This window comes from Nitrosospira sp. CT (genome assembly GCF_059489795.1).
Map to the genome: position 1 here is coordinate 15,560 of NZ_JCAHZJ010000076.1, position 22,686 is coordinate 38,245.

The window sequence follows — 22,686 nt, forward strand, 5'->3', positions numbered from 1 at the left end:
TCAATCGTACAGATAATTGTCTAACTTTATGCTGAACTGACCCTGAACCCTGAACTCAGGCTCTGCCAATAAATGAACAAATAACCGGGAGATACTTTATCCCCCGTTGATACCGGGCTTCCGAACTCCGATGATAAAGTTTCTCCATTGCTCAACCGTTATACGATGAGTCGCCCCCCTTGGCTGATCGTCTTGCTTTACGTCGCTTTATCGACTCTCTGGATTGCCGTTGCGGGCTATCTGATATCGCTCACGCTCGAAGATCCGGTTTTGTGGGGCCGCGCGGATCTGGCAAAGGAACTGGTTCTTATTGCCATTAGCAGTATCCTGTTTTATGCGCTGCTTAAACTGGGCCGCGACACCCCCTTTCGGGAAGGGCGCGCGACAGTTTCGGCCTCGCCAGGTTTCCGGCTGAACCGGCTGATACTGGCGTTCTTCTCGCTGGCGATGGTGGCGCCCATTATCAGCATAGTTATTGTAAAAATGTATGGACCGCAGATAGAGCGAGGCGCTTATGCTGATCTGCAAACGATCGTTGATCTAAAGGCGGAACAGATCGAACTCTGGCTCGCAGAACGACATAACGATGCGGAAGCGTTGCAGGCGAGCCAGGCGCTCATCGAACGAGTGGTCAATCTCCAGCGAAGAATAGACGGACACGGAATGGAGCTCATCCGTAATCGCCTGGAGGCAGTACGGCAAGCCTACAGCTACGAATCAGTGATATTGCTTGATGTTGAAAGCCGACCTTTGCTCGTGTTAGGCGAAAAGCGTGAACTGCCATCCGTTACCCGCGAATTACTATCCACCACATTACACACCCATCAGATAGAGAGTACGGATTTCTTTCTGGATGAAAACGGAAAAGCGCTGCTGGATATTGCAGTGCCTCTGGTGGCTGAGACAGCAAATAAGGAACCTGTTGCCGTTGTGCTCTTACGGGCGGATCTGGAGCAATTCCTTCTTCCGCTGGTCGAGAAATGGCCAGGCATCAGCGCCAGTGGAGAGATACTGCTTGCCGTTCAGAAAGATGAAATTGTCACTTATCTCAATAAATTGCACCCCTCTCAACAAACGCACACGGTCGATGGATATCACGCGCTTGTGGCCAGCGACAAACTTGCCAGCACTATTGCCACCCGCGACGAAAAACAAGGAACGGTACATGGAATCGACTACCGCGGCGAACAGGTGCTTGCCGCGTATAGGCCCCTTACTGGTAGCGACTGGCGACTGCTTGCAAAAATTGACCAGAATGAAGTATTGGCACAGTTATGGACCCTTGTATTCTGGATCAGCGTCGTCATCCTGGTTGCAGTTGCTACGGTAAGCGTCGTGCTGCTGCTGCTATGGCGCCAACAGCAGCGTGCCCACCGGTTGGCACTGATCGTTCACACCGCCGAGCAGGATCGCCTCCTCAAGTATTTCTATGAACTGCCATTCATCGGCATGGCAATCACTTCGCCCGATACAAAACGCTGGCTGCGGTTCAACAACCAGTTTTGCGAGATGATGGGGTACTCAAGTGAGGAGCTGGCAAAAAAAACCTGGATTGAGGTAACTCATCCGGATGATATCGCTAAAGGTATTGCCGAGCGTGAGCGTATCATGAGGGGCGAGTCCGAGAGTTATGCGATGAACAAGCGCTTCATCCGCAAGGACGGCTCGGTAATCTTCGCTAATGTGGATGTCAAATGCGTCCGCAGGGACGATGGCACAGTGAATTATTTTGTCGTCATGATTCGGGATATTACCGAACAGGAGCGTCAGAAAACCGAGATTCTGGCCGCGCGCCGCCAGCTCCAGGCCACGCTCGACGCCATTCCCGATTTGCTGTTCGAGCTCGATGCAGATGGCTGCGTTCACGCGTGGCATTCGGTCCGGCGTACCGAGTTCCCGACTGTATCCGGTGAAAGCCTTGTAGGCAAAAAAGTTTCGGATGTTCTCCCGACCAGTGCAGTAGATATTATCTTGTCGGCATTGACGGAGGCGCAGGAGAAAGGGCTCTCCTCCGGGAAACAATTGGAACTTCGCCTTCCCAGCCGGGAAGATAAGTGGTGGTTCGAGCTTTCCGTCTCGCGCAAGCATGTCGATCCCGCAACCGGTCCCCGTTTTATCGTTCTTGCGCGCGATATTACAGAACGCAAGGCATCAGAACAACGAATACTCCATCTGGCCCATTACGATTCGCTCACTGGCCTGCCAAACCGCGCCCTGCTGGCCGACCGGATGAGAGTGGCAATCAACCGTGCAGCACGGCAAGCCAAACGCCTTGCTGTACTGTTTGTAGACCTCGATCGTTTCAAGGCAATCAATGATTCGCTTGGCCATGATATCGGCGACCATTTGCTGAAGGCTGTGGCCGAACGAATGCAGACCTCGATACGCAGTGTAGACACGGTAAGCCGCGTGGGAGGTGATGAATTTGTTGTTCTCCTCAGCGAGATCGAAAGCGCAGAGGATGCAGCCCGTGTAGCGCAAAAGATCATAGAGGGTCTTTCGCAACCATACCAGATTGAAAAGCATGAGCTGCTGCTGACTGGAAGTGTCGGCATTTGCATCTATCCCGATAATGGCACGGAACCGAATATCCTCCTGCGCAATGCGGATGCGTCCATGTACACAGCAAAGGAAGCCGGCCGCAACCGTTACCAGTTTTATTCGGAAGACATGACAGTCCGGGCGATCGAGCGGCTCAGCCTGGAACATGATCTCCGCGGGGCGGTCGAACGCGGTGAAATGTTTCTGGTTTATCAGCCCCAGATCGAGCTTGCAACAGGCCGTATTATCGGGGTGGAAGTGTTGATGCGCTGGCGTCATCCCGCACGGGGATTGATTTCCCCTGTTCGCTTTATTCCCGTTGCGGAGGATACGGGACTGATTCTCTCGCTCGGGGAATGGGGTTTGCGCGAATCGTGCAGGCAGGCGCGACTGTGGTATGAACGTGGATTGCTGAATGGATGCATCTCGGTCAATGTTTCGGCAGTGCAATTCCGCCAGACTGATTTTGTCGACGTCATTGAAAATACGCTTCAGGAGGCCGGTTTGACCCCCTCGAGCCTGGAACTGGAACTTACTGAAAGCGCGGTGATGCAGGGTGCGGAACCCGCACTGAACAAGCTGCGCGAACTGGATGCGCTTGGAGTGAAAGTCGCAATCGACGATTTTGGCACGGGTTACTCAAGTCTCGCCTATTTACGGCAGTTTACTGTTGATCGCCTCAAAATTGATCAGTCATTCGTGCGGGATGTGCCGGGTAATAATGATGCCGAGGCCATCGCGGCGGCAATTGTGGCAATGGGTCTCAACCTGGGATTCCGTATCATTGCCGAAGGCGTAGAAACGGAAGCGCAAGCGGAATTTCTCCAGAGTGTCTTATGCAAGGAAGGCCAAGGTTATCTTTATGCCTGGCCCATGGCTGCCGATGAGTTTGAAGCATGGGTAGGCGCGCGGCAAAACCGCGCAGGAAGCACCTCCTAGCCGGGATATCCAAAAGCGCCAGGATCGCGAGTGAGCTTTTATTTCTTTCAATCTTTCTCCTGCTGATCGCTGCGTTTCTCCTTTGTAACCGGATTTTGCAGCGTATATCCTTCTTCTTTCATTTTATAACCACCATAAGCTCCTGCGCCACCTGCCGCGAGTAGCCAGCAGCCGGACAGACCTGGCGCTGCCAATAAAAATATTGCCAGATAAAGCAGTTTACGCGCCCCCTTCATATTATCTCCTGTGGTAGTCATCAAGATCAGGGAAAGAAAAACAATATATCCTGGTAATTGCGGTGTCTGTACGATCGCAAACATTTGTCCTCATGCGAACATAGTATACTGAAATTGCAGGGTGACCGCGTATGCTGCACGAGTTCCGCGCCGATCATAAGGCTGCGGGCGCCTTTGAGCTCGAGTGATGATTACCGCGCGGCCTGAGCGACCGCGCGTGGACTGAGTGGAAGGGACTGAGTGGAAGGGACTGAAGGCAAGACTCCTAAAAAATTAACAAGGGATTACGCAATTACACAAGAACTGATTGTACCTGGAGCCAAAAATGAAGTGGGAAGGTTACCGCCAAAGTAGTAACGTCGAGGATCGCCGAGGTTCGGGCAGCGGATTTGGGCTGGGTGGCGGCAGAATCAGCGCCGGTGCGATTGTCATAGCGTTGATCGGTGGGCTGTTGTTCGGTATCGACCCCCTCACCATGCTCAGCGTGATCACCGGCGGAGGCAGCAGCATGGTTCAGGAACAAGGCCCTGCACCCCCGGCGCCCCCAGGGGACATGCAGGCAGCCTTTGTTTCGACGGTCCTCGCCGATACCGAGGATGTGTGGACGGGCCTGTTGAGGCAGGAAAACAAAATTTATGAGTCGCCCAAACTTGTGCTGTTTCGAGGTGCCGCTCTAACGGCGTGTGGCCAGGGAAGCGCGGCAATGGGTCCCTTCTACTGCCCGGAGGACCAGCGCATCTATATCGACCTGAACTTCTTCGATACGATGGCAAACCAGCTTGGGGCAGGAGGCGACTTCGCGCAGGCATATGTCATTTCGCACGAAGTCGGGCACCACGTACAGAATCTCCTTGGCATCTCCGATCGGGTGAATGCCGCTCGCGCGCACTTGCCGCGCTCACAGGCAAATTCCTTGTCGGTACGCGTTGAATTACAGGCGGACTGTCTGGCCGGGGTCTGGGCTTACCATTCGCAGCGTTCCAAGGGGTGGCTGGAGCAAGGTGATATCGAGGAAGCAATGAACGCAGCAACGCAGATTGGCGACGACACGTTGCAGCGCAAGACGCGCGGCACGATTGTGCCGGAAAGCTTCACGCATGGCACAAGCGCGCAGCGTACTCGCTGGTTCACGCGGGGATTGCAAACGGGAAACATGACAGATTGCAATACCGTGGGAGCGGGAAAACTGTAACCTTGCCTCAAAACTCACAGAGAGAACAGTTATGAGAGTCTCCGAGCTTAAAGACGAGCTGCTCGACTACTGGGTGGCAAAAGCCAATGATGTGGAAGAAGTGCATGTTATCGATTCCCACTGCGTGATCAATCATCAGCGCTGGGAACCCTCGGTAGACTGGTCTCAAGGAGGACCGATCATCGAAAGGGAAGGAATAAATCTCAGTCACAGCCTGGAGCCGGGTTCCGAGCATTGCACAGCGTTCATGCGATCAGGCAGGAACCGGCAAAAAGGACTTACCCCCCTGATTGCCGCAATGCGCTGTTACGTAGATTCCAAGTTTGGAGAAGAGGTTACGGACTAGAATTAAGGAAATATAAAAAGGTGGGGAAAAAGAAAGATCTGCCAGGGAACATACGCGAGAGAGAACGGATCGAATAGCGTATGGCCAAGTTCAAGCTGACAAACCTGCTGCGCGAGATTCCCCGTGAAACCCCGCGTGAGGATGCTTCTGCCAGAATCATGGCAGCCCAGGCGTTTTCACGCGCCGCAGGCGCGCCTCTCGTGCATGGCAACAGCATCCGTCTCCTCAAGGATGCACGCGAGAATTATCCTGCATGGCTCGAGGCGATTCGGTCAGCTGAAAAGAACGTCTATTTTGAAAATTATATTATTCGTGATGACATTATTGGCCAGCGATTTGCTGATGCTCTCATTGCGAAAGCAAAAGAAGGCATACGGGTAAGATTACTCTATGACTGGCTTGGAGGGCTGACTGAAACATCATCCAATTTCTGGCGTGCCCTGAGCAATGGGGGTGTGGAAGTTCGATGCTTCAATCCGATGCGCTTCGACAGTCCCCTGGCCTGGCTGAGCAGGCTGCATCGCAAATCGGTCTGCGTGGATGATCGTGTTGCATTTGTCAGTGGATTATGCGTCGGCCAGATGTGGGATGGATACCCCGAGCGGAATATTGCGCCCTGGCGGGATACCGGTGTGGAACTGCGGGGACCGGTGGTAGCGGATGTCATAAATTCCTTTGCGCGTGCATGGGCGGAGACGGGACCGGAAATACCTGCGGATGAACTGCCTGCTCCCGATTCAATTCCGATTGCGGGTCACATCGATGTGAGAGTACTGGGAAATTTTGCTGCGACCGCGGGCTTATACCGGCTGGAGCAGCTGATCACCGTGCTGGCGCAAAAAACGCTTTGGCTTACCGATGCCTATTTCGTTGGGACTACAAGTTATGTGCAAGCGTTGAGAGGCGCGGCAATGGACGATGTAGATGTCCGCTTGCTTGTTCCCGGATCGAGTGGAGATCTCAAGTTTCTCAGGCCGATTTCGCGCGCCGGTTATCGTCCCTTGCTGGAAGCCGGCGTACGCGTGTTCGAGTGGAATGGGTCGATGCTGCACGCCAAGACAGCCGTTGCCGATGGGCGTTGGGCCCGCGTCGGTTCAAGTAATCTGAATATGGCGAGCTGGCTGGGAAATTGGGAACTGGATGTTGCGGTGGAAAACCTGGATTTTGCGCAGAAAATGGAGCAAATGTACCTGGAGGATCTGGAAAATTCGACCGAAATCGTTCTCAATAAAAAGAACCGGGTTCGCCCCGTAGCGGATCAACTTCCCCACCGCACCCGCCGTCAGTACGGGGTTGTCAGGCGCCGGTCTGGAAGCGCCAGCAGATTGACAGCGGGCGCCCTGCGTGTAGGCAACACTGTTGGAGCGGCTATCACCAGTCGACTCGTCCTGGGAGCTGCCGAGGCAAAAATCATGTTTTTCGGGGGTGTTACGTTGCTTGCTTTGACGGCCGTTGCATTGTTGGAGCCCCTGCTCATGGTAATCCCTTTCTCGCTGCTTGCGGGATGGATCGGCGTTTCACTGTTGATACAGGCTCACAGGTTGCACAGGAACGGGCAGAATGATGCCGCAGCCCAGAGTGCCAGTATTGCATCCGATGAGGCTCAGGATAAGGTGATCGAGCTTCCCAACTCCGTGCGCGAAGGCCAGCAGCCCGAAGATACCCGGAAAGAAGCCCGGGAAACACAAGAAATTCAGAAAGCACTCAGGCAACGCTGAGAAGAACTGTTGGCGTACAGACGGGATTGAGTTCTTCTGATTTCAATCGGCTTCAAGTTGTTCCCCAGCAAATCCTTTTTCTTGATCCCAGCAGATTCTCTTCCTGCCCAAAGTACCTGCATGGGTCCAGAAGTCCTTCATCATCTCTTACCTCCTACCCCCGCCTGAATACCTTGATAACCAGAAAGCTTGTCTTGATTCAACGACAGGAAAAACACTTTAATCTCATGCATTTGGTCGAACTTGTGGGATAAACGTCTCTGCGGGGGGACGACTATTCCGGTTAAAACCGGTCAAACCATCCTAATTTCATGATTCAAAATAATTATTATTTCTGGCATACAAATTGCTTATTCTCTTAAAGCCGTGCTATTGCTGGGCTGCCTCCGGCAGTTTCCATTTTGGCCGGCTATAACGTTTTTTAAAATAATATGAAAAAATTGGAGAATTGGTATGTTAAAAAAGAAAGAGGTCGTACTTATCCTGTTGGCAGTATTTGGACTGGTTGCGGAGTCTTCCGCATCGGGTGGATCAGGAGTTTCTGCGGGATTGGGAGTCGGATTAGGAACCTCCGTGGGACTCGCCTCTACGGAATCAGGAGTTTCTTCCAGCCTGGAAGCTTCCACCGATTCAGCAACCTCCACTGATCTGGGTATTTCTACGCGATCTGGAGCTTCCATTGGATTGGGAACCTCTACAGACCTGGGGATTTCTCCGGGATTGGAAACTTCCACAGGCATAGGGGTTTCTACGGACTTGGGAATCGCTACGGGCACGAGCGTCGCTGCCACCACCTCAGCCTTAACGACACTCGGTGCAAACAGCACCGGGGATATAACAGCCTCCCCGCCTGCACTCGGGACGAGCAAGGTAACCTTGGATGCACCCGCGCTTGGAATTGCGGGCAGGGTGACTGCAACCCAATCGTTGGATGCCATGAGTACGATCACAGTAGGTGTGCCGGCCGTTGATGCAATCAGCAATGTAAGTGTGGGAGCGCCGAAACTAAAACTTGCCGCTGACGTGGATGCATCAACTTCCACCGGAATCGCTGCGTTAATCGGGCCGGCTAACACAACTGCCAATGTCGATACATCTGCTGCACTTAATGTAGATGCCTTGCAAGCAGATATGGGCGTTGTAAGTCAAGTAGATGGAACTGTCGATCTGGGCGGAACCTTGGGAATCGGAGAGGTTCTTCCTGTCTATTCAAAACTGGCGATCACTGCTGATGCAATTCCGCCTGTTCCGGAAGCCGATGCTTACGCAATGTTGTTAGCAGGCCTTGGCCTTATGGGTTTCATGGTGAAGCGCAGAAAGAAAACGCTGAACTAGCAACTGGCCAGTGTTACGAGGCTTCCACTGGGTTTTTTTAAGTGGGAAAGCCTGCTCGGAGGAAGAGCGCATTAAAATCAGCGAGTGTGCTCTTCCCCGCAACGAAACACTACCAACCCGGTGATCGAATGAAAGAAGCAAGGTGATAATACACGGAGAACGTACATGCCCTATCCCTGATACAAATCATGTGACAGAGGCATGAGAAACGTGGCAAGGGATATGCCTTATTTCTTTTGGTCACGCAGAAATTCCGCCAGAACAACGGCATCGTTGTGCTCCTCGTCTTTGGCGCCATAGAGCAATGTAACAGCCCCTTTCTTTATTTCCTCCCTCAGTCGCGCCAACTGCTCATCATTCTCCCCGAGCTCGGCCCGATAACGCTTCTTGAACTCGGTCCACTTGTCCGGATCATGTCCGAACCATTTTCGAAGCTCGGCGCTCGGCGCCAGTTCCTTCAACCAGATATCCACACCCGCTTTTGCTTTTGTCATCCCACGCGGCCAAAGCCTGTCAACCAGGATGCGAGTGCCATCGTTTTTATCGAACGGTTCGTAAACCCTTTTGAGCTTCAGATTCATTCCTGCCGTGACTCCTCTTGCAAAAGATCAATTTTCCAACCCGGTTTCATCTGCCCACCTCTTCAAAAGCTTATCGCCAGCCTGAATGTCTCGCAGAGACCTTCACTCCCCCTGGGCACAAAACGGAGAATGTCTTGATGGCAGGGAAGCAGTTCGGGAAGAAGTGCCAGAGGCATGTTCCCACTCCTTCATATCGTGACCGGTACCACACCTCCCCGCGTCATTTTGGTAAATTCAATCTTGTATACCGGCGCTTTAATCAATTGTGCGCCGATATAATGAAGTGTTTCAATTTTGACCGACAGGGAGAAAAAATGTTACGAAAAAAATTTATGGCGGGAATGGCGGCAGTCACATTATTTTCCACAGCTTTTTGCGGTATGGCAAAAGCAGAGCTCATCGGTGAAGTGGATACCGCGTTCCGATGGCTGGGAAAGGATGACCGGGTAGTGATAGAAGCTTATGACGACCCCAAAGTACGGGGTGTAACCTGCTACGTTTCCCGAGCCCGTACCGGCGGAATCAAAGGCACCGTAGGTTTGGCAGAAGACAGGGCGGAGGCGTCGATCGCCTGCCGGCAGGTGAGCGACCCGATCGAGTTCCGCGGCAAACTTCCTCGGCAGGAAGACGTGTTTACCGAACGCATGTCAATTTTATTCAAGCGCCTGCACGTAGTCCGAGTGGTGGATCCAGCACGCAACGTGCTTATCTATCTGACATACTCTGACAGAATTATAGAAGGCAGCCCGCAAAACAGCGTTACGGCCGTCCCTGTCGGCCGGAGCAATCCCATTCCAATGAAATAGTCGGAAACCTGGACGCTTTCAGAACAGGGATTGCGCTCAACCGCTTCGTGCTGAAGGATGAAGGAAGCAAAAAAGAAAAAATAATAAATCAGATGAAACGTAACTGAACAAGAAACTGGAAGTTGCGTACGCTAGCGTACGGACGTCATGCCAGATGAGAAATAGAATTGCCCGGATTCTTCGTGTGCGGCGCTTCTCACAGCGCTTCCGCCAGAAAAGTCAAAAGAACATGGCAGACTCCAATTCAAAACAACCATCAAACTACATAATTTTATTTCTAGAGGAGGTAGTTAAATGAATAAAGTTCGCAAAACGCTCTTCGCCGCCCCCGCTTGGACAGCCGCTATGCTGGCTATCCTGACTTTAGGTGCGACCGCAGCTAACGCCACAGATATTACCGTGCATCTGACGGGCGACCAGGAAGTGCCTCCGGTCCAGACTTCCGCAATGGGTCATGGCACGATAACTGTAGAGGATGACAAATCCATAAAAGGCAAAGTCATGACCTCCGATATAAAAGGTACCGGTGCCCATGTCCATGAGGCGGCGGTGGGCAAGAATGGTCCCGATATCATTACGCTCAACAAAACTTCCGATAACGAATGGTCCATTCCCGACGGAGCGAAGTTGACAGATGCGCAATACGATGCCTTCAAGGCAGGCGGACTTTACATCAACGTTCACAGCGATGCCCATAAGAACGGGGAAATACGCGGTCAGCTAAAACGCTGACACAGTATTCTTATTCCGAAAAGGCCGGGCTGGAGCCGGTGCGTTTATCATGACTCCGGTATCCCAGCCCCGATAACCCAAAAACTGACTCATCTTCATGCCAAAATATCATTTGCAGAAAGAACCGGAGAGACCAGGACGTCCGAACGAGCCAGATGGCCCCCGGCCAGGTCCTGCACCCGATCGTGGTCCCTCCCCTGACCGCCCCATTCAGGAACCGCCCCGTCCTATCGACCCCGATAAGCCAAGACGGGATCCGGAACCCTTTAATCCCGACAAACCTGTCGATCCTCGTCCCTACGATCCTGATCCCACCCCCGGCGATCCTATCATCGATCCGGCGGATGAACCCCTGCTTTGATCGGAGTAGAACTCCTCGCTCCTCAGTTGAGACTCACCTGAGTCATGGCAGGATTAAGTGTACCTCTCTATTTAGCGGTTCCACACAATGCAATCCTGAAACAGCTCATGCTGCTAGGGAAGTATTGAATGAACACCAATCAGACAGTGGGAAAAGCCATGCCCCATTACGACGAGAACAAGCACGATAGAACCGGAACTCCTGACCCCTTGAGCAAGGCAAATCCCGCGGCCCCCTCCGCCGCAGGGGCTGCAACCACCGTTCCGAGCGGTGACCACCGGCCAAGCAACACCGCCATCCACACACAATGCCAGAGCGAGCATGACCGGGAAATCCCGGAAGTGGATCTGATGTCCCCGCTTACCCTTCGCGGCGTTACTTTCCCCAACCGGATCGCAATGTCACCCATGTGCATGTATTCTGCCGAGGACGGTTTTGCCAACGACTTCCATCTCGTCCATCTGGGCAGCCGGGCAATCGGCCGCATAGGACTTGTGGTGGTTGAAGCCACCGCAGTCACGGCTGCGGGACGCATTTCACCGGGAGACATGGGAATCTGGAAAGATGAACATATTGAACCCCTGGCTCGCATTGCCCGGTTTGTGGAGATGCAGGGCGCGATTCCGTGCATCCAGCTCGCCCACGCCGGACGTAAAGCCAGTTGCGATGCTCCCTGGAATGGCGGCAACAGCCTGAAAACGCCGGCGGAAGGAGGGTGGCCCGTGATAGGTCCCAGTTCCCTGCCGTTTTACGCCGATGATCCAGTCCCAACACCCATGTCGGAAACAGATATCGAGGAGTGCATCGAGGCATGGGGGGCAGCCGCTCGACGTGCGCTGAAGGCCGGCTTCAAAGTGATAGAACTTCACGCGGCACATGGTTACCTCATGCACGAATTTCTATCGCCGTTAAGCAACCATCGCACTGATAATTATGGCGGCAGCCTGGCAAATCGCACGCGGCTTTTGCTGGCGGTTGCCAGTCACCTCCGCGATATCATACCGTCCGAGCTGCCTCTCTTCGTACGAATCTCGGCAACTGACTGGGTCGATAGAGGCTGGGATATAGAACAATCGATCATTCTTTGCAGAGAGCTGAAGCTGCTCGGAGTGGATCTGATCGATGTCTCGTCCGGCGGCGTGATACCTGACGCCAGGATTCCTGTTGCCAGAGGTTATCAGGTTCAATTTGCCAAACGCATCCGCGATGAAGCGCAAATCCATACGGGAGGAGTAGGACTGATCACCGACCCACAATATGCCGATGAGATCATCACCAGCGGTCAGGCAGATCTCGTTTTTATCGGCCGAGAGTTGCTGCGGGAGCCTTACTGGGCCCTCAAGGCGCAACATGCGTTAGCGATAGAACCGGAATGGCCGGTACAGTACGGCTATGCTGTCAAGCGCCGTGCAAAATAGAGTTGTGGTTTAATTGCAGGTTATGCAGTTAAGGAAGATAAAAGGGAAGCGGACCAGCGGAAGTACTAAACGCTCACATCAACGTTCCGTTATTCCTTCGCGGCTCTTGTCGACTTGAGCGGTTGTCACCAGGCTGGCGCGATTGCCCCACGCGTTGCGGATATATGACAGAACCAGCGCAACCTCACCATCGTGTAAAACCTGGGCGAATGGAGGCATGCCGTAAGGCCGGGGGTTGCCTGCGGTCGATGGGGGGTAACCTCCATTGAGCACGCTGCGAATGAGGTTCGTAGGGGGTGTCAGGGTAACGCTTCGGTTACCGGCCAACGGAGGGTAAATTCCCGGGGCGCCTTGTCCGGAGTCGCCATGGCAATCCTGGCAGTGCTCCTTGTATATCCGTGCCCCATACCGCAACCAGGCCTGCACCTGTTCTGTCTGCGCAGGAGGATTTACCTGCTGGTGCGACTGTGTTTCAGGCAATGATTTCAGATAGACCGCCATTGCTCGGGCATCCTCTTTTGTCAGATGCTGGAGGCTTTGACTGACAACCTCCGCCATCGGTCCTGATGTCGTCGCTCGCGGTGAAATGCCGGTGGTCAACAACTGGACAATTTCTTCGGTCGGCCAGCCAGCCGTACTTGCCTCCAGACTCGATGTCAGCGATGGAGCGTACCAGTTCGAGCCCATGATCTGCCCGCCTCCCAGCTTATCATCTCCCTTGCGGCCGATCATGCCGCCCAGGGGATTTCGCTCGGCGTGACAGGCGCTGCAATGACCAAGCCCCTGTACTAGGTAAGCACCCCGGTTCCACTCGGTGCTTTTGGTGGGATCAGCCTGATACACGCCGGGCTTGAAATAAGCCGCACGCCAAAGGGTTAGCAATGGCTGGAAATCGTATCGGGAAGCAACCTGGCTTGGCGGATTCTGTTGAACGACGGGCTCGAGAGCTCGAAGATGGGCAAAAATTGCATCGGAATCCTCGCGGGTGATTTTCGTATATTCCGTATACGGAAACGCGGGGTACAGAAGCCTCCCATCGCGCGACTTACCCTCATGCAGTGCTTTCCAGAAATCATCTTCATTCCAGTCACCAATTCCGGTTGCTTTATCCGGCGTGATATTGGACGTGACAAACGTGCCGAATGGGGTGGCAAGCTTCCTCCCGCCGGCATAGGCGAGTCCACCTTGGGCTGTATGGCATCCTATGCAATTCCCGGCTCGCGCAAGATATGCTCCGCGCGCTTGCCGCTGTTTCAAAAGAACCGATGATAAGGATGTGGGACTCTTTTCTGCCTTTGCTTCCTTTTTCGGTGAAGTTGCGCCGGTTACTCCAGGAGGCAGGCTGATACCTGCAAGAACTGCCACTGCGGCAGCGATAACAGCAATTTTCATCGGTCTGCGCTCCGTTGGACAATACTCCCGCAGCGCTGCGCCATCTTGGGGGGCAGCACATCCGCCGGGCCTGCATTTTCCGGCACAGGCTGAGCGGCAAGCCACGCCGCAACTACATTTGTCTCCTCGATCGTGAGTTGCCTGGCGATATCGGACATGCAATTGCTCTCTTGTCCCCGCATCACTCCACCGTTCTTCCAGGCGCCGAATTGGGCGGCGATATAGATGCGGGGAAGCCCCAGGAGTCCGGGAATAAAAGGCGCGGTGCCCATGAGCTGCTTGCCGTGGCATTCGATGCACGCGGGTATATCCCGCGCGGCATCGCCCTGCTGAACCAGCTTCTGGGCCTGTCTTATTTCAGTGGGGGAAGATATCCCCTGTTCCGGCGGAGGGTAAGGTTGCCTGAGTCCCGAAAAATACGCTGCCATTTCCCGCAGGTATTCATCGCTCACGTTTGCCAGCAGTAACGTCATCGGCCGGTAATAACGGCGCCCGTCCCGAAAATCGCGCAACTGATTGAAAAGATATCCCTCCGGCTTACCCGCAATCCGGGGGTAATAGGCGTCCTTGCCCACCCTGTCTGCCTGGCCATGACAGACTGTGCAGGGCTTGACCCGCTCGGCCATGGTATCCGGCACGTTCACCGGCGTAGCCGGCGCAGCCTTGCTCGACGGAATTCCGCCTGAAGCAGCAGCAATGACACTCGATACGCCTGATATGGCAGCAGCAATGAACAGGAGTGAAATAAATTGACGCATGAGGATCGATGAGTAACCAGATTCTGCCAGAAAAACTTCATTGATGAGGCTGTGCCAGGCTGTCTGTCTAAGCACCCTGAACGAACTTCTAAGTTTTACCTGGAAGTGGCGTTCCGGTCAACAGAGTCGGTGCAATTGGCATTAGAGAGCACGACCGGCGAATATCGATTGTTCTGCTAGACTTCAGGATGAATAGCGTGTATTCCGCACAATCGGAGGGGGATATGTTGTTCGGCTCAAATATACTGGAGGTGGGAATCGCCGTCATTTTCGTCTATTTGCTGCTCAGCATCGTATGTACAGCCCTGAACGAAGGAATTGCTTCCTTGATTGACAAACGCGGGAAAAATCTGGTGGAGGGCATAAAGAACCTCCTGAATGACCCGAAGTTTACCGGACTGGCGCAGCAGCTCTACAATCACGGACTGATAGGCGGGATCTCCCAGTACGCTTCCAACCCCGCAAAACGGACCCGCCTCCCCTCCTACATGTCCGGCGAAAGCTTCTCTCTGGCCTTGCTCGACATCCTCTCGGCACGGGGAATCATTGCGGGAAAGTACGGCGACCTTCTGGCGAATGCCGAGGCGGCAGATGACGCTTATGAAGAAGCTCTGGAAGCAGCAGCCGCTGCTCCTCGTGATCCGCAGTGCGCTGCAGCCGTTGCCCAGGCAAAAGATGCGCGCGACAGGACAAGGGTAGCGCTCGAAGCAATTGCCGAAAAAGCAAAGGCAGCGTATGACCAGGCTGTGCAAGCGGCAAAGGCCGCACCAGACGATACAGCTCTTGTCAAAGCAGAAGCAGAGGCCCGGCACGAAGCCGACAGTATCAGCGCGGCGCTCAAGATGCTCGATGCGCGTCATGCCGCCATCGCGTCTGCAAAAAATCCAAAAGAGGTTGAATTGCTCCTGGCAGCTGGCGCCACATTGAAGGAAGCGCTGGCTTTTGCGCGGGATTTTGCTACGGAATATCCGGATCCTCTGGGCAACATACAGGAAGGACTGAAAAGACTGCCCGAGGGCCATACCAAGGAAACCCTTCTCGTTCTTGTCGATAAGACCCGCCGGGAAGTGACTGCCATCGAGCACCAGGCGGAAGCCTTCCGCAACAATCTCGAAGACTGGTTCAACACAGCCATGGAACGCGTTGGCGGCTGGTACAAGCGCTGGACACAGCGCGTGCTGCTTTGTCTCGCGACTCTGGTCGTGGTTGCCTCCAATGCGGACACGGTGATGCTCATTGAAAGGCTTTCAAAGGACAATGTTTTGCGCGCTTCGATTGTTGCGGCTGCGCAGGATACAGTGAAGGCTCAGCCTGCTGCTGATGTTTCAGCGCAATCGCAAACGGTTCTCAAGGCGGCAGAGAACCTCAAACTGCCGGTAGGATGGTCCCTGAACCCGTGTGACCCCGGTTATTTTCGACCGCCCGAGTTATCGTGGAACTACACGGGGTGGGCATTTTACAAGATATTCGGCCTGTTCATTTCCATACTTGCTGTCACGCTGGGCGCTCCCTTCTGGTTCGATACATTGAGCAAATTCGTCAATCTGCGCAGCGCGGGGACACCGCCCGGCGAAACTAGTAAAAGCGCGCCCCAGCCTGGGCAATGACACCGGAAGCAAGACCCTCCAAGAATCCAGCAGCAACGATCCGGCCAAAAAGGTTTCCTGTGAATATCTTGATTATTGTAGACAAACCCGAAGATTGGCCTCTTCAGATTCCAGGCGTGACCGTGGTTGGGTCCCAGGCCTACCTGACCGATCCATTTTTTGCCACCCAGGCGGAAAGCAATCGCGGCATGAGCGCTGCGGAACAGTCTGTCAAGGTTTTCAACCTTTGCAAATCGTATCGCTACCAGGGATCAGGATATTACGTTTCATTGCTTGCCGAAGCACGAGGACATAAACCGGTACCCAAAGTAGGCGCTATTGAGGATTTACATTCCCGGAATCTGGTGCGCCACCTCACGGAGGATCTGGAGGATCTCGTTCAGAGTGTGCTGGCTCCCTTGCCGGGGGACGACTTCCAGCTTGCCTTCTATTTTGGCCGCAATCCGCTTACCGGTTATGATTCCCTGGGTCATCAGTTCTTCAGCCTGTTGCAGGTGCCACTCCTGGTCGTCCGCTTCGAACGCCACCGCAACCAGTGGAGCTTGCACAGCGCGCGCCCCCTGGGCGCCAGCGAGATTCCTGTCGAACACCAGGCCTTCGCGATACTTGCCGCGACCACTTATTTCAATGGACGCATGCAGCAATCACGAAAACCTCCTCCCCGCCATGATCTTGCCATTCTTTGCAACCCGGATGAATCCGAGCCGCCCTCCAATGCAGAGGCTCTGCAAAAGTTCAGGCAGGCAGCGGAAAAACTGGACATGCACGTAGATTTCATAACGCGGGCGGATATCGGCCGGCTAGCACATTTCGACGCCCTGTTCATTCGCGAAACCACGTTCGTCAATCACTACACCTATCGTTTCTCGCGGCTTGCATTCGCGGAAAGATTGGCGCTAGTCGATGACCCCGACTCTATCCTCAAATGCAACAACAAGGTTTACCTGGCTGAGCTTCTCGCCCTGCATAAAGTGCCGATACCGAAAACGCTGCTGATCCACCGCGATAATATCGACCAGGTTATCCCTGAACTGGGTCTTCCATGCGTACTGAAACAACCCGACAGTTCATTTTCGCGAGGAGTCGTTAAAGTGGAAGCTGAGAGCGAGCTGCTCCCTAAGGTAACGGAACTGCTGGCAAAATCTGTGCTTGTCATCGCACAGCAATGGCTACCCACTGAGTTCGACTGGCGTATAGGCATACTCGATCGGAAGGTATTATTTGTGGCTAAATACTTCTTTCCCGCGGGACATTGGCAGATTATCGAACGTGACGAGCAGCGGCACAAACTGAGAGAGGGAGCCACGCTGGCTGTTCCATTGGATGAAGCGCCGCAGGACGTCGTCAGTATTGCACTTAAATCAGCAAACCTCATCGGTGACGGATTCTACGGCGTGGATATCAAGCAGACGAATGATGGCTGCTATGTAATGGAAATCAACGATAACCCGAATGTGGATGCCGACAACGAAGACGCAGTGCTCGGCGATGCGCTCTACGAGGAAATCATGCGGGTTTTCCTGAGGCGGATTGAAGCCGCCAGGCGCTCATCCCGCTGACCGCACATCCGGAGTTGCAGGGGTACTGAGCTGCATGCCTTGCCGGAATGCCCGGCACATAAGAATGCGGCGTTCCATCATGTACCTCTCCATAATGTTTGACTCCCACGGCGGCGCCTGAAGAACAGCTTCTCAACGTATTGGAGGGGGAGCATCTGTTATGGTCCGGTCGGGGTGCTTACTTGTGCGGCCAGGTCCAGTGCAAGCTGTCCGAGCGTTTCACCTTCTTCCAGGCCGTCGAGGAAGCGCCGGGGCATGTCCGACAATCCGGTTTGGGCTCCGGCAAGAGCCCCGGTCAAAATGGCGCGCGCCTGGTTTTGCCCTCCCCCATTCACCGCATGCAGTACAGCGGACTCGAAGTCCCGAGGGAAGCGGGCAGCCAGATAATAGGCTGCGGGAAGCTGGTGATAAATAGCACACGGCATGCCGTATATGAGAGATACCTTCCACGCGGGCTCTATCGGGATACCGGGATCGGCAGCCGCGGTGGATACAGAGGACGGCGTGAGCAGGGCATCAGGGGATGCGAACCGTCCCGCTCGCGGTGGATCCGGGTCACCAGGGCGCGGCGGTTGCAGATCTGCGTATGTCACCGCGTGAAAAGGCAGTTGGCCAGTCTTCACCAGATCCATCAATTTGCCGGACAGATTCTTGTCGAGCTTATGACCCTGAACCAGAAGGCTCAGCACCGCTCCGTAAGCGACTGTCATTGAAAGCACGATATCGTCGATCTGGGTAAGGCGGGCATTATTGGAAATAGTGGTTGCCAGTTCCTGAGGTTGAAGTGCATAGCGAACCGCAAGGGCGAGCGTGCGTTCGATGGCTTCGGTGGTATCGGCATGACCGCCGGTCTGTCCCCACGGCAGTTTCTGCTGGACGCGCTTGCGCCAGGCCTCGCGGATGGATTGGCTCGTGTACCCTCCGGGTCCGTTTACCGGAGTACCGTCCAGCAAGGGAAACAGCTCTTCATCCATGCGTCTGCAGAAATCCGCTTCGTCATAGCCGCCCTGCTCGACAAGCGAATGCAACATGAGCTTGAGAATAAAGCCTGGCTGGGACAATTGACCTGCCTTGAGGCCTTCATGGTAGCGTCCGGGCTTGGGATCCGTATAAGTCGTAATCCAGTCGCCATAGTCGCGGCGCAGCTCCTCCAGGTCATAGTACCAGTGGGGGCCAAGGCCCAGAGCCTCTCCAATGAATGCGCCCATGATGGCGCCGGCGGCCCGGTCTTGAATGGCAGCATCGCCCATGTCTGATCCTCCTCGTGGCTAAACTGTATTTCTGATCAAATAGGCTGGAAGCGTGCTTGGATCTGTAATGATAGGTTATTAACGCATTTTAGGCCGACGATCTGCAATCAAACATTCGGCAACGCCCTCTCTATCAGGTAGCTTGCCTGCAATCCGTTATGGGGAATCCTGTATAACAAGAATTCTGACCAGCATCCGCGCCGCTATGCCAGCTTCGCGCGATCATGTGGCTCATCGAGATTCAGAATCGGGCCGGCCGGAACAATGCCATTCGGATTGATGGTGGGATGACTGCGGTAATAGTGTTCCTTGATGTGCTGCATGTTCACCGTCTCTGCCACGCCCGGCCACTGATACAACTCCCGGGTGTAGGCCCAGAGATTGGGATAATCCACGAGACGCCTGAGGTTGCACTTGAAATGACCGTGATAGACCGGATCAAAGCGGATCAGGGTAGTGAATACCCGCCAGTCGGCTTCAGTGATACAGTTGCCGATGAGATAACGTTGACGTGAAAGCAGTTGTTCCAGCTCGTCCATGCATCCGAACAGCACCATCACCGCCTTCTCGTACACCGATTGCCTGGTGGCAAAACCTGCCTTATAAACGCCATTATTGACGTCAGCGTAAGTGCGCGCATTGATCTCATCAATCTGCGGAAGCAACACTTCAGGCGCATAATTCCCGGGCAAAGCGCCTATTCCATCGAAGGCCGAGTTCATCATGCGGATGATATCGGCCGATTCATTGCTGACAATGGTATTCCGCTGTAAATCCCAGAGCACAGGTACTGTCACGCGTCCACTATAGTCAGGCACTGACCGGAGGTAGACCTCATAAAGATAGTGTGCACCACCAACGGGGTCAGGTATTACTCCCGGCGCCTCATCAAAAGTCCAGCCATGCTCGCCCATATAGGGATGCACCATGGAAACACTGATCATGCTCTCAAGCCCTTTGAGCATGCGAAAAATCAGCGTGCGGGAAGCCCAGGGGCAAGCGAGCGAGATATAGAGGTGATAACGCCCTGCCTCGGCGGGAAATCCGCCTTCACCGCTGGGCCCCGGACTGCCATCAGCCGTTATCCAGTTGCGGAACTGCGCATTGGTACGGATGAAGCGGCCGCCGGTCGATCTGGTATCGTACCACTCATCCACCCACTTGCCTTTAACGAGTAAACCCATTCTGCAGATCCTTCCTGTTTTTCCGGGGCAGCACGATCAAATCGGGCAATTACTGATCTTGATCATACGACTGTTCCCCGATATCCGGCAGCCACTTTGATGTTTACTACCCTATGTTGAGGTCTAGTTGCTTGACGTCCTTGAACTCATTCAATGCCGCATAAATATCACCGCGCCTGTAAGTATTCATCTCGGTCGATAAGGATTTTCCATTCAGTCTCGCCACTATGTTTGGCCCCTGCTCAACTCCCCGTCTTTTTAAAAAACGACCAATCAGGCTGGAAAGATTTTCCCTTGAGTTAGGATACAGCGGCATGAGGCTTGAATCCAGACCCTGCTCGGCAATCGCCTGTTTGACGGAAATGAATGCATTCTGGTCACGCAGAGCAGCCACGGCTTCTCTCAATTCCGCAATTACAACGTCCTGTTCATGCAATTTCTTATCGTGATCTCCCAGCCGCGGCGCAATAACCTGTCTGATAATCTCAAGCAATGTTTCTTGTGTGACAGGTGAACCCGGCATGGTACTGGAGCTTATTCCATGACTTAGCGCCCGCTCCTGAAGATCATATCCCCAATGAACCAGGCGTTCGTAGTTATCATGAAATCTTTCAATATCCCGTTGCTCCTGTTTGGGCCTGCCTTTAAACTGGGTTTGATACCATTGTCTGTCGAAGACGCGCAACTGTTCAGCAACGATGTGCCAGCGATAAACCAGCACACCCTTGTAGATCATTTCCAGTTCGCCATCCATCACGTTCTTGTTCAGCAAAGCTGTTCTGATCAGACCTGTTTCAAACCACACCTTCATGGCGTCCGGCACCTGTAATGCCCTGCCCCATGATTTTGCCGACGCATATACACGTCCGCCACTGATCAGATAATTCAGTTGTCCACCATTGGGTGATAATTCCTTCATGGTTACAACATTGGTAAGAGTTTTCATTCCTGTACCTGTAGAGCAAACTTCCACAAAACTGGCAAGACCGGAATCCAGCCAAACCAGTAATGGCGCGCTTTGAACGCCCCTGAACCGGCTTCCGCCGGTATGTTTGTACCGGTTGCTCGCCGACCCGATAAATATGCTTTATATCCTTTTTATACCCTTTCGAGTGGCAGTCACACCAGGTATTGTACAGCTCCTTCAACTCCCGGGATTGAGTCTGCGTTTGCATCCTGGATTCCCGCAGGGACGGGTGCAGAATCTGTGTATGACAAGAAGGGAAGAGGTGTATTCCTGATGGTTCTTCTGGAATCATCAACCTTTTGCAAGGCGGTAGAAAAATCGTGGGTTGGACGAGAATTCTCTGAGCTGACCGTGGGCAGATTATCGATAATGTATTTTATCAATAATAAAGGATGTGTTAATTTTGGCGTACTTCAATAAATATTGGGTTGAGAACCAATCCGGTACGGAAAAAGCCCGCATTGCCAGATCGCTCTGCCACTATAAACCATACATCGTTAAAAGCAGAAATTACAACATGACGGGTATAACAGCTCTTGGTTTGTCTGCATTATCGCTGCCCGTCTTCGCATCAACCGATACGCAGGATGCATCGTTTCAATCGGGCTAGGTCGGAGTTCTGCTCACGCTGCTCATATGGTATGTTTGCGCGAGCCGCAGGAAAAAAGAAATAGGCGGTTGGCTGATCTATTACTATATTCGGCTCTATTATTGGGATAATGGCTTTGTTGCAATCGGCCAATCAAATCCAAAGCAAACTCCACAAGCATAGGTGGAACAACTGTGCCAAACGCTGTCAGGGACTGAGTAATAGCCATTGTCGCAAACTTGCACAACTCCATAGCATGAGACATTTGTCTGCGCAGGGGTACAGGTAGGTTCTAAATTCGCGCATAAGGCTTTACTACCTGTCGAACAGCACCCACCGTCACCGCACTCGCTTCTTTGAACCTCTCGCTCATTTGGCAGGCATTGTCCATCGCAGAAAGGTGCGGTGCCACGCCATGTGTCAGCTTTCGCAAGGGGTGCCGCGAGCCAAACGGCGGCAACAATTAGGATTACCTTCATGGAAGTCATAAGCCTTAGAATTGTTATTTCCATAAAACCTCCTTTTATCTTGAACATTCGCATGAGCTCAAAACCTTTGATGGGGGCGTAGGCTGTTTTCATCGATTTAAGGCCCCGCACCGGGTTTATCAAGCGTTTGAGCTTGCCATGATCAGCTTCGACAATATTGTTCAAGTATTTGACCTGCCGGTGCACGATATCCGGCAGACACTTTCCTTCCGCTTTTAATTCGGCAATGGCGGACCTGTAAGCGGGCGCCTTGTCGGTATTGATAGCACCGGGGCGCGCCCAGGGTTTCATGGATTTCAGGGCTTTGCCCAGAAAACGTTTGGCGGCCTGGGTATTGCGAGTAGCGGAGAGATAGAAATCAATCATATGGCCTTTTCTATCAAGTGCCCGGTAGAGATATGTCCACTCCCTTTTACTTTTACGTAGGTTTCATCCACTCGCCAGCTGTAGCCCATGGAAGATTTCCAATGCCCCCTCAGGCGCTTTTCCATTTCCGGCGCGTAATGCTGAACCCAACGGTAGAGCGTCGTATGATCCACCTCAAGACCGCGTTCCAGCATCATTTCCGCCAGATCATGATAGCTGAACCCGCATTTTGCAATACCACCTGACACAACCCGGAATCAACTCCCCCCGGAAATGACGCCACTTAAAATCTGACGTTTGAGGATCTGCCCCGAAAAACAC

General features: G+C 53.5%; 18 protein-coding genes and 1 pseudogene. 11 read left to right on the plus strand and 8 right to left on the minus strand.

Features of this window, described 5'->3' with window-relative positions:
* Positions 1-165: 165 nt before the first annotated feature.
* The gene (locus AC52W5_RS13495) at positions 166-3,480 is read left to right on the plus strand and encodes a bifunctional diguanylate cyclase/phosphodiesterase (RefSeq protein ID WP_495671363.1); all 3,315 of its coding nucleotides are present in this window, start codon (positions 166-168) and stop codon (positions 3,478-3,480) included.
* Between the two features lie 47 nt (positions 3,481-3,527).
* Here the strand turns inward: AC52W5_RS13495 and AC52W5_RS13500 are convergent, their stop codons facing one another.
* Positions 3,528-3,800 (minus strand): hypothetical protein, encoded by a 273-nt coding sequence (locus AC52W5_RS13500; RefSeq protein WP_256210466.1) that lies wholly within the window; start codon positions 3,798-3,800, stop codon positions 3,528-3,530.
* A gap of 241 nt (positions 3,801-4,041) precedes the next feature.
* On the opposite strand from AC52W5_RS13500, the gene ypfJ reads away from it, so the two are divergent.
* The 4 genes from ypfJ to AC52W5_RS13520 all read left to right on the plus strand — a co-directional run bounded on the left by ypfJ (position 4,042) and on the right by AC52W5_RS13520 (position 8,307).
* Complete coding sequence (gene ypfJ / locus AC52W5_RS13505; RefSeq protein ID WP_074974940.1) at positions 4,042-4,908, plus strand: KPN_02809 family neutral zinc metallopeptidase; 867 nt, start codon at positions 4,042-4,044, stop codon at positions 4,906-4,908.
* Between the two features lie 31 nt (positions 4,909-4,939).
* Complete coding sequence (locus tag AC52W5_RS13510; protein ID WP_074974939.1) at positions 4,940-5,254, plus strand: phage protein NinX family protein; 315 nt, start codon at positions 4,940-4,942, stop codon at positions 5,252-5,254.
* Between the two features lie 80 nt (positions 5,255-5,334).
* Positions 5,335-6,972 carry a phospholipase D-like domain-containing protein gene (locus AC52W5_RS13515; protein WP_495671364.1) on the plus strand — a complete coding sequence of 546 codons (1,638 nt, stop codon included), beginning with the start codon at positions 5,335-5,337 and terminating at the stop codon, positions 6,970-6,972.
* A gap of 453 nt (positions 6,973-7,425) precedes the next feature.
* On the plus strand, positions 7,426-8,307 hold the full coding sequence (locus AC52W5_RS13520; protein ID WP_495671365.1) for a PEP-CTERM sorting domain-containing protein: 882 nt from the start codon (positions 7,426-7,428) through the stop codon (positions 8,305-8,307).
* Positions 8,308-8,534: 227 nt separating this feature from the next.
* Here AC52W5_RS13520 and AC52W5_RS13525 read toward each other — a convergent pair whose 3' ends face one another.
* Positions 8,535-8,888, minus strand: coding sequence for a DUF488 domain-containing protein (locus AC52W5_RS13525; protein ID WP_495671366.1), 354 nt, complete (start codon positions 8,886-8,888; stop codon positions 8,535-8,537).
* 314 nt (positions 8,889-9,202) lie between these two features.
* On the opposite strand from AC52W5_RS13525, the gene AC52W5_RS13530 reads away from it, so the two are divergent.
* The 4 genes from AC52W5_RS13530 (at position 9,203) to AC52W5_RS13545 (ending at position 12,205) form a co-directional block, all read left to right on the plus strand.
* Positions 9,203-9,694 carry a CreA family protein gene (locus AC52W5_RS13530; RefSeq protein WP_113067956.1) on the plus strand — a complete coding sequence of 164 codons (492 nt, stop codon included), beginning with the start codon at positions 9,203-9,205 and terminating at the stop codon, positions 9,692-9,694.
* 294 nt (positions 9,695-9,988) lie between these two features.
* On the plus strand, positions 9,989-10,426 hold the full coding sequence (locus AC52W5_RS13535; protein ID WP_495671367.1) for a CHRD domain-containing protein: 438 nt from the start codon (positions 9,989-9,991) through the stop codon (positions 10,424-10,426).
* A gap of 97 nt (positions 10,427-10,523) precedes the next feature.
* The gene (locus AC52W5_RS13540; RefSeq protein ID WP_143104330.1) at positions 10,524-10,787 is read left to right on the plus strand and encodes a hypothetical protein; all 264 of its coding nucleotides are present in this window, start codon (positions 10,524-10,526) and stop codon (positions 10,785-10,787) included.
* Between the two features lie 128 nt (positions 10,788-10,915).
* Positions 10,916-12,205 carry an NADH:flavin oxidoreductase/NADH oxidase gene (locus AC52W5_RS13545; RefSeq protein ID WP_495671368.1) on the plus strand — a complete coding sequence of 430 codons (1,290 nt, stop codon included), beginning with the start codon at positions 10,916-10,918 and terminating at the stop codon, positions 12,203-12,205.
* Between the two features lie 78 nt (positions 12,206-12,283).
* On the opposite strand, the gene AC52W5_RS13550 is transcribed toward AC52W5_RS13545, so the two are convergent.
* Together AC52W5_RS13550 and AC52W5_RS13555 are read right to left on the minus strand one after the other, a co-directional pair.
* The gene (locus AC52W5_RS13550; protein WP_495671369.1) at positions 12,284-13,597 is read right to left on the minus strand and encodes a c-type cytochrome; all 1,314 of its coding nucleotides are present in this window, start codon (positions 13,595-13,597) and stop codon (positions 12,284-12,286) included.
* Positions 13,594-14,430 (minus strand): c-type cytochrome, encoded by an 837-nt coding sequence (locus AC52W5_RS13555; RefSeq protein WP_495671370.1) that lies wholly within the window; start codon positions 14,428-14,430, stop codon positions 13,594-13,596. Before AC52W5_RS13555 ends, AC52W5_RS13550 begins: the two co-directional genes overlap by 4 nt.
* A 149-nt stretch (positions 14,431-14,579) precedes the next feature.
* On the opposite strand from AC52W5_RS13555, the gene AC52W5_RS13560 reads away from it, so the two are divergent.
* A complete protein-coding gene (locus AC52W5_RS13560; protein WP_177219735.1) occupies positions 14,580-15,962 on the plus strand; it encodes a hypothetical protein in 1,383 nt (460 codons plus the stop codon).
* A 59-nt stretch (positions 15,963-16,021) separates the two neighbouring features.
* Positions 16,022-17,521 carry a RimK family ATP-grasp domain-containing protein gene (locus AC52W5_RS13565; RefSeq protein ID WP_495671371.1) on the plus strand — a complete coding sequence of 500 codons (1,500 nt, stop codon included), beginning with the start codon at positions 16,022-16,024 and terminating at the stop codon, positions 17,519-17,521.
* A gap of 158 nt (positions 17,522-17,679) precedes the next feature.
* Here AC52W5_RS13565 and AC52W5_RS13570 read toward each other — a convergent pair whose 3' ends face one another.
* The 4 genes and pseudogenes from AC52W5_RS13570 to AC52W5_RS13585 all read right to left on the minus strand — a co-directional run.
* On the minus strand, positions 17,680-18,771 hold the full coding sequence (locus tag AC52W5_RS13570) for an ADP-ribosylglycohydrolase family protein (RefSeq protein ID WP_495671372.1): 1,092 nt from the start codon (positions 18,769-18,771) through the stop codon (positions 17,680-17,682).
* A gap of 203 nt (positions 18,772-18,974) precedes the next feature.
* Complete coding sequence (locus AC52W5_RS13575) at positions 18,975-19,955, minus strand: glutathione S-transferase family protein (protein WP_495671373.1); 981 nt, start codon at positions 19,953-19,955, stop codon at positions 18,975-18,977.
* 106 nt (positions 19,956-20,061) lie between these two features.
* Positions 20,062-20,901: a hypothetical protein gene (locus tag AC52W5_RS13580; protein WP_495671374.1), complete on the minus strand. Its 840-nt coding sequence runs from the start codon at positions 20,899-20,901 to the stop codon at positions 20,062-20,064.
* Positions 20,902-22,038: 1,137 nt separating this feature from the next.
* Positions 22,039-22,686: pseudogene (locus tag AC52W5_RS13585) on the minus strand (IS6 family transposase); the annotation flags it as partial.

Excerpts from the sequence above, each read along its gene's own strand:
- AC52W5_RS13495 (WP_495671363.1), top strand. The coding sequence starts at position 166 with ATGAGTCGCCCCCCTTGGCTGATCGTCTTGCTTTACGTCGCTTTATCG.
- AC52W5_RS13500 (WP_256210466.1), bottom strand. The coding sequence starts at position 3,800 with ATGTTTGCGATCGTACAGACACCGCAATTACCAGGATATATTGTTTTT.
- ypfJ (WP_074974940.1), top strand. The coding sequence starts at position 4,042 with ATGAAGTGGGAAGGTTACCGCCAAAGTAGTAACGTCGAGGATCGCCGA.
- AC52W5_RS13510 (WP_074974939.1), top strand. The coding sequence starts at position 4,940 with ATGAGAGTCTCCGAGCTTAAAGACGAGCTGCTCGACTACTGGGTGGCA.
- AC52W5_RS13515 (WP_495671364.1), top strand. The coding sequence starts at position 5,335 with ATGGCCAAGTTCAAGCTGACAAACCTGCTGCGCGAGATTCCCCGTGAA.
- AC52W5_RS13520 (WP_495671365.1), top strand. The coding sequence starts at position 7,426 with ATGTTAAAAAAGAAAGAGGTCGTACTTATCCTGTTGGCAGTATTTGGA.
- AC52W5_RS13525 (WP_495671366.1), bottom strand. The coding sequence starts at position 8,888 with ATGAATCTGAAGCTCAAAAGGGTTTACGAACCGTTCGATAAAAACGAT.
- AC52W5_RS13530 (WP_113067956.1), top strand. The coding sequence starts at position 9,203 with ATGTTACGAAAAAAATTTATGGCGGGAATGGCGGCAGTCACATTATTT.
- AC52W5_RS13535 (WP_495671367.1), top strand. The coding sequence starts at position 9,989 with ATGAATAAAGTTCGCAAAACGCTCTTCGCCGCCCCCGCTTGGACAGCC.
- AC52W5_RS13540 (WP_143104330.1), top strand. The coding sequence starts at position 10,524 with ATGCCAAAATATCATTTGCAGAAAGAACCGGAGAGACCAGGACGTCCG.
- AC52W5_RS13545 (WP_495671368.1), top strand. The coding sequence starts at position 10,916 with ATGAACACCAATCAGACAGTGGGAAAAGCCATGCCCCATTACGACGAG.
- AC52W5_RS13550 (WP_495671369.1), bottom strand. The coding sequence starts at position 13,597 with ATGAAAATTGCTGTTATCGCTGCCGCAGTGGCAGTTCTTGCAGGTATC.
- AC52W5_RS13560 (WP_177219735.1), top strand. The coding sequence starts at position 14,580 with ATGTTGTTCGGCTCAAATATACTGGAGGTGGGAATCGCCGTCATTTTC.
- AC52W5_RS13570 (WP_495671372.1), bottom strand. The coding sequence starts at position 18,771 with ATGGGCGATGCTGCCATTCAAGACCGGGCCGCCGGCGCCATCATGGGC.
- AC52W5_RS13575 (WP_495671373.1), bottom strand. The coding sequence starts at position 19,955 with ATGGGTTTACTCGTTAAAGGCAAGTGGGTGGATGAGTGGTACGATACC.
- AC52W5_RS13580 (WP_495671374.1), bottom strand. The coding sequence starts at position 20,901 with ATGAAAACTCTTACCAATGTTGTAACCATGAAGGAATTATCACCCAAT.